This is a genomic window from Leptogranulimonas caecicola (genome assembly GCF_023168405.1).
GTDB classification, from domain to species: domain Bacteria; phylum Actinomycetota; class Coriobacteriia; order Coriobacteriales; family Atopobiaceae; genus Leptogranulimonas; species Leptogranulimonas caecicola.
In genome coordinates this window covers 658,070-675,000 of sequence record NZ_AP025285.1, presented here as the reverse complement: position 1 = coordinate 675,000, position 16,931 = coordinate 658,070, and the positions used below count along the sequence as shown (strand labels likewise).

Sequence of the window (16,931 nt, the reverse complement as noted above, 5' to 3'; positions counted from 1 at the left end):
TTGACGCCGGCGGTCCCGCGTGAGTGCCCAACTAAATGATGGCAACACGCAGCAGGGGTTGCGCTCGTTGCGGGACTTAACCCAACATCTCACGACACGAGCTGACGACAGCCATGCACCACCTGTGGCGGCTCCTTTCGGCCACGGCGTCTCCGCCGCTTCACCGTCATGTCAAGCCCTGGTAAGGTTCTTCGCGTTGCTTCGAATTAAGCCACATGCTCCGCTGCTTGTGCGGGCCCCCGTCAATTCCTTTGAGTTTTAGCCTTGCGGCCGTACTCCCCAGGCGGGACGCTTAATGCGTTAGCTGCGGCACGGAGCGACATCGCCCCACACCTAGCGTCCATCGTTTACGGCTAGGACTACCAGGGTATCTAATCCTGTTTGCTCCCCTAGCTTTCGCGCCTCAGCGTCAGTGATGGCCCAGAAGGCCGCCTTCGCCACCGGTGTTCTTCCCGATATCTGCGCATTCCACCGCTACACCGGGAATTCCGCCTTCCCCTACCACACTCAAGCCAGCCGGTATCGGGAGCGAGACGGGGTTGAGCCCCGAAATTTGACTCCCGACCTAACTGGCCGCCTACGCGCGCTTTACGCCCAATGAATCCGGATAACGCTCGCCCCCTACGTATTACCGCGGCTGCTGGCACGTAGTTAGCCGGGGCTTCTTCTGCAGGTACCGTCACCTTGCGGCCTCGTCCCTGCTGAAAGCGGTTTACAACCCGAAGGCCGTCATCCCGCACGCGGCGTCGCTGCGTCAGGCTTTCGCCCATTGCGCAAGATTCCCCACTGCTGCCTCCCGTAGGAGTCTGGGCCGTGTCTCAGTCCCAATCTGGCCGGTCGGTCTCTCAACCCGGCTACCCATAGAAGCCTTGGTGGGCCGTTACCCCGCCAACTAGCTAACAGGCCGCGGGCCCATCCCTCTCCGCCAGAGCTTTCCCAACGCTTCCATGCGAAAGCGTTGGAGTATCCGGTATTATCCCCGGTTTCCCGAGGCTATCCCGATGAGAGGGGCAGGTTGCCCACGTGTTACTCAGCCGTTCGCCACTATCCACACCTCCGAAGAGGTGCTTCTCGTTCGACTTGCATGTGTTAGGCGCGCCGCCAGCGTTCATCCTGAGCCAGGATCGAACTCTCCGTTCAAACTATGTCAAGATGCAGAGAACCGCATCTTTAACCAGTCAAAAAATGGTGAGCCTTACCTTATGACTCCGGCTAATAAACGCCGATCAACTTTTGGATCCATTAGGTCTTCTTTGCTACTCGCACTGGTTTATAAGAAAACGAGGTTAAGTAATAAAGAACCACTAAATGGTCTGTCATTCTTTCTGTGACCCTTTTCTCACTTCTCTTTCTTGTAGGAAAGGGGCCACGGTATCCGGTTCTCAAGGTTCGCCGCACCGCCTGTGGTCTGTGCCACCGCGGCGCGAGAAAGAACTATACGCGAGGGAGAGGGGTTTGCGCAAGAGGATAAGGGCAAACATTTTTCCTTCACATCTAATAAAGCTTACTCAAAGTGTCATCTGTAATATTTAATTTACAACTCTATGCTGTAAATAATAGGTTTTTGCAGATAGAAGCCTCAGTAGTACTACTAGATATAATGTTGCACTATTACTTATACCTAGATTATTAGTCAAGCCACCTAAAAGACAAACTCGGCTATTGACCATGTAAAATAATATCTCAGTCTGGCTTCTACATGCCAACGAGACCTCAAACCTCTCAGCAAGATCCTTCAATAACGCTCGTCAAAACTGTCTTATTGAATACAGCTCTAAATAACCTTCATTGAGTATATGAAGATCTCAAACCTTCCCCCAAACGCAAAAAGCCCCGTTGCCACTCCAGTGACAACGGGGCTTTAAAGTGACGCCTAGGGCGGGTCGGCGACGTCCTGCTCTCCCACCGGCTAAACCGGCAGTACCATCGGCGCTCGGGGGCTTAACTTCCGGGTTCGGCATGGGACCGGGTGTGCCTCCCCTGCTATGGCCGCCGACCGGCTCTAAGCGTCTTCGAGGCTCAATCGCATCTGCGTGCCTTGAAGGCCGCACAGCGTCTCTTTCACATGGTGTGGGTGAGCATCTGACTTTTGCTTGTATGGGATGAAAAACAAATACAAGAGCTCGGCCTATTAGTACCGCTCGACTGAGGCGCTCACACGCCTTACATCTGCGGCCTATCAACCTCGTAGTCTACAAGGAGCCTTACCAAAAAGAGAGCTCATCTTGGGACGGGCTTCCCGCTTAGATGCTTTCAGCGGTTATCCCAACCGGACTCAGCTACCGGGCAGTGCCATTGGTTGACAACCCGTTCACCGGAGGTCCGTCCACCCCGGTCCTCTCGTACTAGGGGCAGCCTCCCTCAACTCTCTTACGCCCACGGAGGATAGGGACCGAACTGTCTCACGACGTTCTGAACCCAGCTCGCGTACCGCTTTAAATGGCGAACAGCCATACCCTTGGGACCTGCTCCAGCCCCAGGATGCGATGAGCCGACATCGAGGTGCCAAACCTTCCCGTCGATGTGGACTCTTGGGGAAGATCAGCCTGTTATCCCCGGAGTACCTTTTATCCGTTGAGCGACGGCCATTCCACTCTGGGCCGCCGGATCACTAGAGCCTGGTTTCCCACCTGCTCGACTTGTTGGTCTCGCAGTGAAGCCTGCTTATGCTCTTGCACTCAAAAGGACGGTTGCCGACCGTCCCGAGCAGACCTTTGCGCGCCTCCGTTACTCTTTAGGAGGCGACCGCCCCAGTCAAACTACCCACCAGACACGGTCCCTACGCCGGATAACGGTCGCAGGTTAGGATGCCAGAGCGACGAGGGTGGTATTCCAAGGGCGACTCCCCACCGGCTGGCGCCAGTGGTTCTCAGTCTCCCACCTATCCTCTACACGTCGGACCGGCAGCCAATGTCTAGCTGCAGTAAAGGTTCACGGGGTCTTTCCGTCCTTCCGCGGGTAAGTCGCATCTTCACGACTAGTGCAATTTCACCGGGTCCATGGTTGAGACAGCGCCCAAATCGTTACGCCTTTCGTGCAGGTCGGAACTTACCCGACAAGGAATTTCGCTACCTTAGGACCGTTATAGTTACGGCCGCCGTTTACCGGGGCTTGGTTTCGCTGCTTCGTCTTGCGACTGACAACTCCACGTGACCTTCCGGCACCGGGCAGGCGTCAGACCCTATACGTCGTCTTACGACTTCAGCAGAGTCCTGTGTTTTTGGTAAACAGTCGTTTGGGCCTCTTTACTGTGAGTGGCTCAGGCTCAAGAGGCACGCTCTATCACCCGCGCCACCGCCCCTTCTCCCGAAGTTACGGGGCCATTTTGCCGAGTTCCTTAACCATGGTTGACCCGATCGCCTTGGTATGTTCTACCCACCCACCTGTGTCGGTTTGCGGTACGGGCACCCGCAGACTTGCTAGAGGCTTTTCTAGGAAGCATGGGCTCACTCGCTTCGCTAAAGCGCTTCGTCCGTCGCCTCACCCTTATGCGAGAGGCGCATTTTACTACCCCTCAGGCTACGCGACATCGCGGGGACGTCCAGAACCCCGTCGAGCTACCCTTCTCCGTCACCCCATCACTCAAACGTCTGCGGGAGGTGCAGGAATATCTGCCTGCTGTGCATCGGCTACGCCTTCCGGCCTCGCCTTAGCTCCCGACTGACCCTGGGAGGATTAGCCTCGCCCAGGAAACCTTGGGTTTACGGCGGCGGCGTTACTCTCGCCGCTCTCGTTACTCATGCCAGCATTCTCACTTCCTTAAGGCTCCACCAAAGGTTACCCTTCAGCTTCGCTGCCCAAGGAAAGCTCCCCTACCAACGGTCCTTGAAGGATCGTTCCGCCGCTTCGGCGTCGTGCTTAGCCCCGTATATTGTCGGCGCATGTCCACTCGACCAGTGAGCTGTTACGCACTCTTTAAATGAATGGCTGCTTCTAAGCCAACATCCTGGTTGTCTAGGCAAACGCACATCCTTTGCCACTTAACACGAACTTGGGGGCCTTAGCGGGCGGTCTGGGCTGTTTCCCTTTCGAACGCGCGGCTTAGCCCACACGTTCTGACTCCCGGTCTCAAGACCGTCGCCATTCGGAGTTCGGTTGGGGTTGGTAGGCGGTGAGGCCCCCGCGCCCATCCGGTGCTCTACCTGCGACGGTAAGCAACCGAGGCTAGCCCTAAAGCTATTTCGGGGAGAACGAGATATCTCCGGGTTTGATTGGCCTTTCACCCCTATCCACAGGTCATCCCCTCAGTTTTCAACCTAAGTGGGTTCGGCCCTCCACGGGGTCTTACCCCCGCTTCAGCCTGCCCATGGATAGCTCACCCGGCTTCGCGTCTGCGGCATGCGACTTATACGCCCACTTCGGACTCGCTTTCGCTACGGCTCGCTTATCAGAGCTTAACCTCGCCACATACCGCAACTCGCTGGCTCATTCTACAAAAGGCACGCCGTCACACCAATTAAGGTGCTCCGACTGCTTGTAAGCGCACGGTTTCAGGTACTATTTCACTCCCCTCCCGGGGTGCTTTTCACCTTTCCCTCACGGTACTGGTTCGCTATCGGTCACAGGAGAGTATTTAGGCTTGGAGGGTGGTCCCCCCAGATTCCCACCGGGTTTCACGTGTCCGGCAGTACTCAGGTACCACAACGCGCAGCCGGATCGGTTTTGTCTACGGGGCTCTAACCCTGTTTCGCAGGCCTTCCCAGACCTTTCGACTACCGCTCCGGTTTCTTACTGCGCACAAGACCGGCAGATCCTGTACGTGTGGCCCTACAACACCGACGGCGCGAACCCTGCCGGGCATAGACGCACGTCGGTTTGGCCTGATCCCCGTTCGCTCGCCACTACTAGGGGAATCTCTGTTGATTTCTCTTCCTCCGCCTACTTAGATGTTTCAGTTCAGCGGGTTATCCCCCTTGCCTCTATGGGTTCAAAGCAAGGGTGACAGACCATCACGTCTGTCGGGTTTGCCCATTGGGAGATCCACGGGTCGAAGGCTATGTGCGCCTCACCGTGGCTTATCGCAGCTTGTCACGTCCTTCATCGGCTTCCTGTGCCAAGGCATCCACCGTACGCTCTTAACATCTTGTCTTTGTCTTCATAGCTTTGCTAATAACAAACAAAGACACCTTAGATATATAAGGTGCAGTGTTGCTGGTATACATACATGCTGTGCCATCTTCCGAGTTGAGACAGAGATGGCACGCGATCAGATGCTTATATCTCAGACTGTGTCTGAGACACACAAATGTGTTTTGACGCTATGCGGCTTTCAAGGTACGCGAGGCGATTAACCTCGAGGACCGGATGCCGTAGCTTGCCTTCTTTTGTAGGAGGAAAAGTGAGAGTCACAGAAAGAGGCGATCGGTTGCCGGTAAGGCAAGGAACTAAAAAATCAAAGATAAGTGATGTCTTTTAGAAAGACCGTATGTCTCCCTAGAAAGGAGGTGATCCAGCCGCACCTTCCGGTACGGCTACCTTGTTACGACTTCACCCCCCTTACCCTCCACACCTTCGGCGCCTCCCTCACGAGGTTAGGCCGGCGACTTCGGGTGCAGACGACTCGGGTGGTGTGACGGGCGGTGTGTACAAGGCCCGGGAACGCATTCACCGCGGCGTGCTGATCCGCGATTACTAGCAACTCCGACTTCACGGAGGCGGGTTGCAGCCTCCGATCCGAACTGGGGCCGGCTTTAAGGGATTTGCTCCTGCTCGCGCAGTGGCGTGCCCGTTGTGCCGGCCATTGTAGCACGTGTGCAGCCCAGGACATAAGGGGCATGATGACTTGACGTCGTCCCCACCTTCCTCCGGCTTGACGCCGGCGGTCCCGCGTGAGTGCCCAACTAAATGATGGCAACACGCAGCAGGGGTTGCGCTCGTTGCGGGACTTAACCCAACATCTCACGACACGAGCTGACGACAGCCATGCACCACCTGTGGCGGCTCCTTTCGGCCACGGCGTCTCCGCCGCTTCACCGTCATGTCAAGCCCTGGTAAGGTTCTTCGCGTTGCTTCGAATTAAGCCACATGCTCCGCTGCTTGTGCGGGCCCCCGTCAATTCCTTTGAGTTTTAGCCTTGCGGCCGTACTCCCCAGGCGGGACGCTTAATGCGTTAGCTGCGGCACGGAGCGACATCGCCCCACACCTAGCGTCCATCGTTTACGGCTAGGACTACCAGGGTATCTAATCCTGTTTGCTCCCCTAGCTTTCGCGCCTCAGCGTCAGTGATGGCCCAGAAGGCCGCCTTCGCCACCGGTGTTCTTCCCGATATCTGCGCATTCCACCGCTACACCGGGAATTCCGCCTTCCCCTACCACACTCAAGCCAGCCGGTATCGGGAGCGAGACGGGGTTGAGCCCCGAAATTTGACTCCCGACCTAACTGGCCGCCTACGCGCGCTTTACGCCCAATGAATCCGGATAACGCTCGCCCCCTACGTATTACCGCGGCTGCTGGCACGTAGTTAGCCGGGGCTTCTTCTGCAGGTACCGTCACCTTGCGGCCTCGTCCCTGCTGAAAGCGGTTTACAACCCGAAGGCCGTCATCCCGCACGCGGCGTCGCTGCGTCAGGCTTTCGCCCATTGCGCAAGATTCCCCACTGCTGCCTCCCGTAGGAGTCTGGGCCGTGTCTCAGTCCCAATCTGGCCGGTCGGTCTCTCAACCCGGCTACCCATAGAAGCCTTGGTGGGCCGTTACCCCGCCAACTAGCTAACAGGCCGCGGGCCCATCCCTCTCCGCCAGAGCTTTCCCAACGCTTCCATGCGAAAGCGTTGGAGTATCCGGTATTATCCCCGGTTTCCCGAGGCTATCCCGATGAGAGGGGCAGGTTGCCCACGTGTTACTCAGCCGTTCGCCACTATCCACACCTCCGAAGAGGTGCTTCTCGTTCGACTTGCATGTGTTAGGCGCGCCGCCAGCGTTCATCCTGAGCCAGGATCGAACTCTCCGTTCAAACTATGTCAAGATGCAGAGAACCGCATCTTTAACCAGTCAAAAAATGGTGAGCCTTACCTTATGACTCCGGCTAATAAACGCCGATCAACTTTTGGATCCATTAGGTCTTCTTTGCTACTCGCACTGGTTTATAAGAAAACGAGGTTAAGTAATAAAGAACCACTAAATGGTCTGTCATTCTTTCTGTGACCCTTTTCTCACTTCTCTTTCTTGTAGGAAAGGGGCCACGGTATCCGGTTCTCAAGGTTCGCCGCACCGCCTGTGGTCTGTGCCACCGCGGCGCGAGAAAGAACTATACGCGAGGGAGAGGGTGAGCCTAGCGAGAATTCTCAAATGAGGTTTCCCCACATTTTTCCTTCACAGGCACCATCACAGAGCCAAGATCCTTCTTGCGCCTTGAAGGGGAAACAGAAGCAGCAGCTTCTTTCCAAACCTCAGGGGCGTAGATAAAAGAGTAGCTGCTAGGAAACGTGTTACTGCTTGTCTTGGGGGTGAACGGTAGGCATCTGTCGGCAATCGAAAGATTAGAAACTGTGGATCTTCAAGTAGGTTTTAAAGGACCACAACTGCTGGTAGAGGCCATAAATCCAGACACTAGGCACTTCATACTTCTTCTCTCTTCAAAGGGCGCCTTAAGTCCCGAGGCCACAGAAGGGGTTTCTCGGCAAAAGAACGCCCCAGCAGATCCAAGAATCCACTGGGGCGAAAAATTCGCTGCAGAAAACTCGGCGCCTACTTGAGGTTGGCTGGGGCAGAGAGAGAAGCAGCGTCGGCAAACGAGAAGGTGTGATAGGCAGGGTCATCGTAGGTGGTGTAGCGATAAGTGCCAGTAGCGCTATCGAAACCGCCGGTGTAAATGGTGTATTCAAAGTCGCCAGACTCCTGACGGCAGTAACCCTTGACCATAGAGACTGCATTGAGGGTCTTGAAGAGGCGGGTGATGTTGTCAGCGTCATCGTCTTGGTCGGGATAGCTTGCATTAAGCAGTGCAACGCGAACGAAACGCGAGATGGCAGAGGGGTCGCCTGGAAGACCCATCACGGAGGGACCTACGCCCAGGGCGGTGAGATGAGCGTTGCGCATGGTGCGCTCGGGTGTCCAGTCGCCGTCCAGGTGAATGTAATTGCGCATGTTGTTGCAGTGGAACTGGAAGTCCGGCTGATTGGTCAACACGTCAAAGCCGTCATCGTAGATCTTAAGACCTTCAGCGGTTTGCTCGATGACAATGGACTGGTCTTTGTCGGCGACGAACCAATGCAGGTCGGAAGTAGGAAGCGAAGGATCGAAGGTGTCGTTGGTGATATTGAGGTTCTGAGCAGCTTCCTTCACCTGGGCAACTGTAGTGAACTCGGAGCATACCCAAAGGGGCATCTCGAAACTGGTGACGTTGATCTTGGAAGGATCAGCATCGTTGTAATGTGCGAAGCCTGCGGCAAAGGAAAGGCCGGCGCAGTAAAGGCCCGCCTCGTTCACGGCGTCAAAATAAAGAGGCATGTCCTTCATGAGCAGCCCCATACCAATGATGGGCGACTGAGTGGCAATAGCCCCTATGTGGCGGCTTTGCCAGGTCCAATCTGCAGGCACCAGCAGAGGCTTCTCGCCAAAAGGAACGCCCCAGTCCAAATTGCGGCCTACATAGAGGTTGTTGTTTTTATCGGTTAAGCGAACGGCGGTGCACATAGAGACGCTCCTTACAGGGTGAAGGTGCAGGATAGAGCGAGGCACACTTTGAGAGGCGCCTCTTGACGACAAAGTGAAGCTTCGTCTCCCTGGATCGTTCCCCAGAATGATGCTCGCCCAGAAGAACTTGAAGGTTGCTACCAACACTTCACAAAAGCGCTTTCCGTGCACAAGTTCTATGGACATTTTCCCAGTTAGTGGATGGCTTAACTGCAAATGTCTACCAGCAGTAATTGCGACCAAATTGATCGATAAGTTCGCGCACCTCTTCATCGGAGCAATCCACGCCTAGCTCGCGGAGACGACCCGGAAGCTCGCCTTCGTGAGCCAAAAGCAGAGAGTCCAGGCGACGCTGATTGGTGCGGGCGCATTTGAGAGCCTCGAAGAAGCTGCGAATGAGGGACTCGGCGCTTACCTCTTCTTCGCTGTCCATTTGATCGAGGGCCAAGCGAGCCTCATAGGCGACCTCGGAGGATTCGACGGAGAATTCGCGTGCCTTCATGAATACCACCTCACAAAAGCGGGTTTGCTGATGAACTCTAGTCAAAGGCGCCACAACTTTGATATCGCAGGATGTCGATGGATTGGATGCGGCTGGACCTCGACTGCTCCAGGTATTCCCACCAAACCGGAATTGGGGGACATTGCAAGAGCCCTTCGCAAAAATGCCCCCAAAGCTTGGGATAAACCCCAAATGACCTTGAGAAACAATGAAAAACTGGGGGTTCACGACCTGCCTTGAGGAAACCTGCCTGCAAGAGAGCGGGCAACCCAAAAAAGCCTTGCCGAGAAACCCTTCCGCCGCAGCTGGAACAAAAAGCCTCCAGCCACTGGAGAGTAGCTGGAGGCTTAAGGGCGGAATCAGAACGGCGACCGCTTAGTCTTCATGATGATGGCAGCAGCACTCGTCGCCATGCTCGTGGTCGTGATGGCCGCCACAGCCGCACTCGCACTCGCCCTCCTCGTCCTCGGCAAACATCTCTGCCGCCAAGTACATGTGGTCGATGCGCCCCACATAGAAAGTGTGAGGATCGTGCTTGGGGTAGCACTTCTTAGCAAGCTCGGTGTCGATGAAGTCTGCCAGGTCGACATCCTGGGCGTAGAGCTTGTGGCACACCAGCACCAACTGGGCCTCTTCGAAGGCGACGGATCCATTGCAAGGCTGAGGAGTGAGATGGGTGGCCTGGGCCTTATCGGTATCGCGGCCAGAATGGGTGCCAATGTAGTCCAGCGCCTCGCGCCACTCCTCGCCAAAGAAGCAGAGGGTGAACTCGTCGGTTTGGTCTAAGAACTGCTTGGTATAGCGTTGCGGACGCACATAGACAGTGGCTACGTTGGCGCCCCAAAGCGAACCCATCTGCCCATAGGAAGCGGTCATGGTATTCCAGGCAGAATCGTTGCCGGCGGTGATGAGCATCCAGTCGTCGCCGATCATCTCGAAGGGATTGAACTGCAGGTCTTTGGGATCGATCTCTACAAACTTGTCAGGCATGGGACCTTCCTTTCTGCCAATGTCGTGCATATACCTACCCCAGCGCCACCGGTCCTTGCTGGCGCATGCGCTTGGCCTCTTTAATACACCAGGTGGTGCCTCCATGCTTGGTGGTATAGCCCAACCATTCCATCGCCTGAGAGCGACTAGGGGCGCAAAGCGCCAGGTGCAAGGCGAATTCTACCCGTTGGACGGGAGTCACCCTATCAAAGATACCTTCAACTGCTTCAAACACCTGGTCATAGTCTTTGCCGTCTTCCAGCGTGAGAATGTTGGCTAAAGACACCAGCTGAGAGACACCTTCCACAAAAGTGGGACTCACTCCCGAGGTGTCGAGGGCTTGGAGGGCGTGGACCTCGTCGATCATAGAAGCGGCGTCGCGCTGGTCATAGGCGCAATAGGCACGCACTTGGTGGTAGCAAAACGCGGCCGACCCCGAGGTCACCCCATGCTCTTGGGCGTAGGCGTCCATAAGCCGCTGAGCATCGTCCCAACGGCCTTGCCAGCGCAGGCCTCGGCAATAGTTCCATAGGGGCACCACCAAATCGTGAGGCCACAGGCTCTCGATGTAGGCCAGGTAGCGATCGGCAAAGGTCTGGGGGTCGCAGTCTTCGTCCAACACATAAGAGAATGCACTGCCCAGCTTTTGACGCAACGAGAAGAGCTTCACAAAACCAATGGCCGCGCCGATAAACGCACCATCCACCGCCAGGGTGAGCGCCAGAGGAGCCTCGGGCATCCCATAGGCGACAAACATGGCGACCATCCCTATAAGGCAACACGCCAACACCAGTATCCTATAGCGCTGCTCGACCCCTAAGACCTGGGATTTCACCCAATCTCGAGCCGACTGAGTGGGGCGATCTCCCAACGTGTGAAAGATAAAGCCTGCAGCGTCTTGAGCCTTTGATTTCTTGAGCGGCACTCAAGACTCCTTTCGCGCATAAGCAGCCAGCTCACGCAGGGCAGCAGCTACTGCGTAATCCTTGCTTTGACCAATAGTGTAGCGGGCGGTAGCCTTGACTTTCTCGGAGCCGTTGGCCATGGCCACCGAATGGGGAAAGGCGCCCAGGAACTCAAAATCGTTGTCAGAATCGCCAAACACCAGCACTTCCTCGGGGGCAAATCCCATGCGTCGGGCAAGCTCGAGGGCGCCGTTGGCTTTGGATATGCCATGAGGCAGGATGTCCAGGAGCGCCTGATCGGTCACAGGCATCACAAAATCAAACTCGGGGAATCGGGCGCGCAGGACCTCTGCGATCCCCGGCAGCTCCTCGAGCGAGTCGAAATGCAGGTTGGCCTTGGAATAGGCGCTCAAATCCAGCTGATCCAATTCCTCCAGGCGCTCTTTGCCATAACGTTCTGAGGGACCATGGAGCGGATCGAACAACGTGAGCTCTGAGAAGCCCTGCTCCGCCACAAAATGGCCCAGCCTATTGAGAGCCTCTCCCGGGTAGGTGTGGCGAAAGGCTTCAACCCCATCGATGAAACCCAAAGTTCCGTTCTCATAGACGCCGGTGGCATAGAGGTCCAGCTGGTTGTGAAAGAGATCCGGCAGCATGTTGACGGGGCGCCCGGTACAGGGACCAAAGGCGATGCCGGCTGCTTTGAGCTCACGAATGGCCGCCTCGGTATTGGGCGACACTCCTTCTTGAGCGTCGGGAATGAGCGTCCCGTCCAAATCGGTAAGCACGAGCTTGATCATGAATCCTCCTGGATCGGTGCGATAGACGCGGGCCATGATTATGCCACGGTAACACCTGAGGGCTTAAACGCACGGCAGGCCTCCACCGCGCAGCGCCAACCAGCATAGGCCTGGGCCATGACCTGCGGGGGCCGCTGGGGCTCGAAGCGGCGATCCACCTGAATGGACAGGTCGCCCCAATCCCAAAAGCCCACCGCCAAACCCGCCAAAAATGCGGCGCCCAAGGCTGTGAGCTCGTGGACGCAAAACCGCTCCACCGCACTGCCGCACAGGTCAGACTGGAACTGCAGCAAGAAATCGTTCGCTGCCGCCCCGCCGTCCACTTTAAGGGTGCCAATCTTTATGCGAGATTCGCGCTCCATGACTTCTAGCACGTCTTTTACCTGGTAGGCCATGGCTTCAAGGGCTGCCCGCACTATGTGGCCCGAACCTGTGGAAAAAGTGATGCCTTCGATAGAGGCGGTAGCCCGCGCATCCCAATAGGGCGTAGCCAGACCCGTGAAAGCAGGCACCACATAGACGCCGCCAGAGCTCCCCGCCTCTTGAGCGATGGCGCAGGAATCCTTAACGTCGTCGAAGAGGTGCAAACCGTCTCTGAGCCACTTCATAAGCGCGCCGGACACAAAGATGGAGCCCTCCAGCGCATAGGTGACAGTGTCGCCAATTTGCCAGGCGATGGTTGAGAGCAATCCCTGCTCGGAGCGCACGATAGTATCGCCGGTATTCATCAAGAGGAACCCGCCGGTGCCGTAGGTGTTTTTGGTCATCCCCGGCTCCAGGCACAGCTGCCCAAAGAGCGCAGCCTGCTGATCTCCCACGCAGGAGCTGATGGGCACCTCTGCCCCAAAGAAGGCCCATTGGGCTGTGGTTCCCCGCACTGCTGAGGTAGGAAGAATGTCAGGCAGGATTTGCTCTGGAATCCCAAAGGCTTCCAAAAGCTCAGAATCCCAGGTGGCGGTCTCAATATTGCACAGCAGCGTGCGAGAGGCGTTGGAAGGGTCGGTGGCATGCACGCACCCGCCCGTGAGCTTCCACACCAGCCAGGTGTCCATGGTGCCAAAGAGCAGTTCGCCCGCCTGGGCCCGCTCCCTTACCCCTGGCAGGTTTTCCAGCATCCACACGATCTTGGAAGCAGAGAAATAAGGGTCTATGCGAAGCCCGGTGCGTTGGCGCACCAACGGCTCGAGACCTTGGGCCTTCCAGCGATCGCAGATATCGGCCGTCTGGCGCGACTGCCACACGATAGCCGGCCCCACCGGAAGCCCCGTTTTGTGATCCCATAAAAGACAGGTCTCTCGCTGGTTGGAGATGCCGATGGCGCAAATGGCAGCAGGGTCGATACCGCTCTCGTTCATCACCTGCGCCATAACCGCCATGGTATCCAGCCATACCCCCATAGCGTCCTGCTCCACCCAGCCCGGTGCAGGATAGCTGAGCGCCCCTTCTTTTTGGGCCAGCGCCACCACCTGTCGATCATGGTCAAACAAGATCGCCCGCGACGATGTCGTGCCATGATCCAGCGCCAAAAGGTAGGAGGCGCCCGGATCAACACGGAGGCTCCCATAGTCTGCATAATCGTCCTTGTGCTGGGCTACGTCGGTCATCTAAGCCTTCTTTCCCACCGACTTGGTAGCGATAAGGGAAGCGCCGGTGCCGAGAAAATCGTCCTCCAACACCTGACCGATGGATACGGGAGCTAACGCCTCTAAGGCAGCCAGACCCCGGGCCACATCCATCACCCGGTCTTTTGGCACCTCCGGCACCGTTTTTACCGAGACCACCGGCAATTGACCACCTGCCACTCGCACCAGCCCTGTAACCGTGCGAGAGGGGCTGGTGGCCTCTTTTATGAAATAGGCCTCGCCTCGCGGGCAACGGTTGCCTTCGACATGCCACTCTCCTTCTGCCAGTTGCCCTTGGAGCGTGCACCCCAACGGGCAACGGATGCAGACGAGCTCTTTGGGCTGGCCTGCTGCATTTTTCTCGACGCATGATCCGTCCGAGCGGCAATCCAACGGCTGTGTTGGGGCGGTAAGACAGCTCATGAAGCCTCCTCTACCAAGATAGTAAGGCCGACCCATGGCTCTCCTGCTTCTGTGAGCAGTTTCGCTGCAGGAATGGCAACGGTTTCCATCTCTGCAGGGACCATGGCTGGCTTATTGCGGCGAAGCACCTCCACCTGTTCCCCTTGGCGCGTGCGCCCTTGGACCACCAAAGAAGCGTCCTTAAAGACATTGGTGACCCTAAAGCGTATCTGCGCTGGACCCTCGAGGCAGCCCACATCAATGGTGGAAGGCACGCTGTAGCGCACGCCCATCCCTGCCTCTAGGGCTATGGGGGCATAGGTGCTCGATATCGCAGCTGCTTCTTGTTCATATTGGGCTACTGGTTGCCTGGTTTGCTTCTCGGCAGCAGGAAAGCGAAGGCACTCCGGTTCGCGCGAGCGGACTGCCAGGTAAGCAGCCGCTGCCCTGCCTGCCTGGGCAGCCTCTTCGCTCACATAGTCCACCAGGTCGTGCACATGCAATACGTTGCCTGCAGCAAAGATGCCGTGAACCGATGTTTCCAAGCTTTGAGTCACTATAGGGCCACCGGTTGCCTTATTAAGAGTTACACCGGCCTGGCGGGAAAGCTCGTTTTCTGGCAGCAGGCCGCAGGAGAGCAAGAGGGTGTCGCATTCCAGGGTGCGCTCGGTACCTGCTATGGGCGCACCTGCGCTGTCTACCTGGGCCAGCGTCACAGCCTCCACGCGCTCCTTGCCCAAAATGCCTACCAACGTGCAAGAGAGCCAAAGGGGGATGTCAAAGTCTTCCAAACATTGCACAATATTTCGCTTAAGCCCGCCGGAGTAGGGCATGAGCTCGGCAACGCCTACCACCTGAGCGCCCTCCAACGTGAGGCGCCGAGCCATGATAAGGCCGATGTCGCCAGAACCCAAGACAAGCACTCGGCGGCCAGGCATGAAGCCTTCCATGTTCACCAGCCGCTGAGCTGTGCCGGCGGTATAGATGCCTGCCGGCCTATAGCCGGGGATGGAGAGCGCGCCGCGCGGACGCTCCCGGCACCCCATGGCAAGCACGATGGCTCCCGCTTGAACAACCTGCACGCCCCGGATACTGGAAGCCATAATCTTGAGGTCTGGCGTTATATTAAGCACCGTGGTACCTACTTGATAGTCTACGCCAGCATCTATAAGTGCGTCTATATATCGCTCCGCATACTCGGGGCCGGTAAGCTCCTCTCCAAAGCGATGGAGCCCAAAGCCATTGTGGATGCACTGATTCAAGATGCCGCCCAGACGCTCGTCGCGCTCATAGATGCAGATGGACTCGACGCCGGCTTCGTGGGCTGCCAACGCCGCAGCAAGCCCTGCAGGGCCGCCGCCTACAATGGCGAGGTCTACCTGTTGTCTGCACGACGCCATTACAACCCCTCCTTCACAGGACCTGTGATCCAGGGGGCCTCACTGGAGTTTTTGCCTATGGCCTCTTGGGGAAGCAAGGCGGCCTGGGCCACCAGCTCTATGACGCGGGGAAGGCAAAATCCCCCTTGGCATCGGCCCATCCCGGCGCGCACGCGGCGCTTCACCCCATCGGTGGTGATCACAGGGATCGACCGCGAGCAGGCATCCAGGATCTCCCCCGCGCTGATCTGCTCGCAGCGGCAAATGATCTCGCCATAGGCAGGATCTGACTCCACCAGCAACGCCAGCTGCTCGACGGAGAGCTCCCGGGTCTTCACAGGCCCCTTGCGCGTGCGTCCTGCCTGTTTGTTGGCAATATAGTGCAACTGGTTTCCTAATAGCTCTTTCATCATGAGCGCGATGGCAGGAGAGGCGGTAAGCCCGGGCGACTCGATGCCGGCCGCATGCACATAGCCGGGCGCCACTTCGCGGACGACAAACTCGTGGCCTGCCTCATGCGCCCTGAGCCCCGCAAAAGAAGTGATGGTTGCCTTGAGATCGAGTTTCGGAAAGCTTTGGTGGGCAAGCTGCGCGATAGCGGCCAGCTCGGCTGCCGAGGTGCAGGTGGCCTCAGGATCGTCCACATCCACCGCAGTGGGACCCACCAGCGTGTTTCCATGAACGGTGGGGGCCACGAGCACGCCCTTGCCCTTGGGCCCTGGCAACTGGAAGAGCGTGTGGCAAGGCACCGGCTCTGCCGATATGTCCAATAAATAGTAGGACCCGCGCCGAGGGGTTATAGAGAGCCTCTGCTCTTGGGGGACCCACGGGTTATACAAGTCTGCCGAGAAGAGCCCCGCCGCAGCTGCCACGCATCGGCAATAGTAGGCGCCCCGGGCAGTAGCGACGCACCAGCGGGCTCCCTGCGAGAGCGCTGCTGCCTCTTGAGAAGAGACCTCATCCTGGGCGTTCAGGCGATGCACCTGCCCCACCGGCTCTGACAGGTGGAACCAGACGCCATTATCGGCAGCCAACTCGGCCTGAGCCACGCAGAGCATGAAAGGGTCCACGATGCCTGCGGTGGGCGCCCAAAGAGCGGCCACTGCCTCAGGCGACACATGAGGCTCCAGACGGCGTAGGCGCTCTTGGCCTATCACCTCGAGCCCCTCCACCCCGTTGGAGCAGCCTCGGGAGGCCAGCTCCTCCAAGCGGGGGATGTCGGCTCTATCGAAGGCCAGCACCAGCGAGCCATTTTGCTCGTAGGGAATGTCGAGGTCGCGGCAGAGTTGCGGCATGAGGGCGGCTCCGGCCACATTGAGGCGCGCCATGAGCGAGCCGGGAGCCGCATCAAAGCCCGCGTGGACAATGCCCGAGTTGGCCTTGGACGTGCCGCAGCCCACGTCGGGCTCAGCCTCGAAAACGGCCACGTTCAGCTGCTCATAGGAGAGCTCTCGCGCGAGAGCGCACCCCACGGCCCCAGCGCCGATAACGGCCACGTCCAGCACAGGGGTCTCAACGGTCGAGGGATGGGCTTCTCGGCAAGGCGGGGCATCAGGAGATGAAGTCATGAGTCCCTCTCTAATGGAAAAACAAATCTAAATGTGAGAATACTTAGCAGACAGTTTACAGGTAGTCCCAAGAAAACCTACAGCTTTGGCTCAGAATGGTCGGCCAAATTAAGAACCCCAGCACTGGGGGTG

Annotated in this window: 9 protein-coding genes and 4 rRNA genes (1 of these 13 cut by a window edge); all 13 read right to left on the bottom strand. The window is 57.5% G+C overall.

The window, feature by feature from the left end; translation table 11 throughout:
- Positions 1-1,140 (bottom strand): 16S ribosomal RNA (locus tag OR601_RS03020); it reaches 372 nt to the left of the window's first position.
- A gap of 741 nt (positions 1,141-1,881) precedes the next feature.
- Positions 1,882-1,997 (bottom strand): 5S ribosomal RNA (rrf, locus tag OR601_RS03015).
- 114 nt (positions 1,998-2,111) lie between these two features.
- A 23S ribosomal RNA gene (locus OR601_RS03010) occupies positions 2,112-5,089 on the bottom strand.
- A gap of 348 nt (positions 5,090-5,437) precedes the next feature.
- Positions 5,438-6,949 (bottom strand): 16S ribosomal RNA (locus OR601_RS03005).
- The 16S, 23S and 5S rRNA genes sit together here, the layout of an rRNA operon.
- A 734-nt stretch (positions 6,950-7,683) precedes the next feature.
- On the bottom strand, positions 7,684-8,631 hold the full coding sequence (locus OR601_RS03000) for a linear amide C-N hydrolase (protein ID WP_265592155.1): 948 nt from the start codon (positions 8,629-8,631) through the stop codon (positions 7,684-7,686).
- 220 nt (positions 8,632-8,851) lie between these two features.
- Entirely contained in the window at positions 8,852-9,133 is a 282-nt protein-coding gene (locus OR601_RS02995; RefSeq protein ID WP_136012489.1) for a hypothetical protein, read from the bottom strand.
- A gap of 375 nt (positions 9,134-9,508) precedes the next feature.
- Positions 9,509-10,123, bottom strand: coding sequence for a flavin reductase (locus OR601_RS02990; protein ID WP_265592154.1), 615 nt, complete (start codon positions 10,121-10,123; stop codon positions 9,509-9,511).
- A gap of 34 nt (positions 10,124-10,157) precedes the next feature.
- Complete coding sequence (locus OR601_RS02985) at positions 10,158-11,048, bottom strand: hypothetical protein (protein WP_265592153.1); 891 nt, start codon at positions 11,046-11,048, stop codon at positions 10,158-10,160.
- The gene (locus OR601_RS02980) at positions 11,049-11,828 is read right to left on the bottom strand and encodes an HAD family hydrolase (protein ID WP_265592152.1); all 780 of its coding nucleotides are present in this window, start codon (positions 11,826-11,828) and stop codon (positions 11,049-11,051) included.
- A gap of 38 nt (positions 11,829-11,866) precedes the next feature.
- Complete coding sequence (gene glpK / locus OR601_RS02975) at positions 11,867-13,432, bottom strand: glycerol kinase GlpK (RefSeq protein ID WP_265592151.1); 1,566 nt, start codon at positions 13,430-13,432, stop codon at positions 11,867-11,869.
- Positions 13,433-13,873: a DUF1667 domain-containing protein gene (locus OR601_RS02970; RefSeq protein ID WP_136012484.1), complete on the bottom strand. Its 441-nt coding sequence runs from the start codon at positions 13,871-13,873 to the stop codon at positions 13,433-13,435.
- Complete coding sequence (locus OR601_RS02965) at positions 13,870-15,252, bottom strand: NAD(P)/FAD-dependent oxidoreductase (protein ID WP_265592150.1); 1,383 nt, start codon at positions 15,250-15,252, stop codon at positions 13,870-13,872. Before OR601_RS02965 ends, OR601_RS02970 begins: the two co-directional genes overlap by 4 nt.
- Positions 15,252-16,799 (bottom strand): NAD(P)/FAD-dependent oxidoreductase, encoded by a 1,548-nt coding sequence (locus OR601_RS02960; protein ID WP_265592149.1) that lies wholly within the window; start codon positions 16,797-16,799, stop codon positions 15,252-15,254. The genes OR601_RS02965 and OR601_RS02960 overlap by 1 nt, the downstream gene beginning before the upstream one ends.
- Positions 16,800-16,931 lie beyond the last annotated feature (132 nt).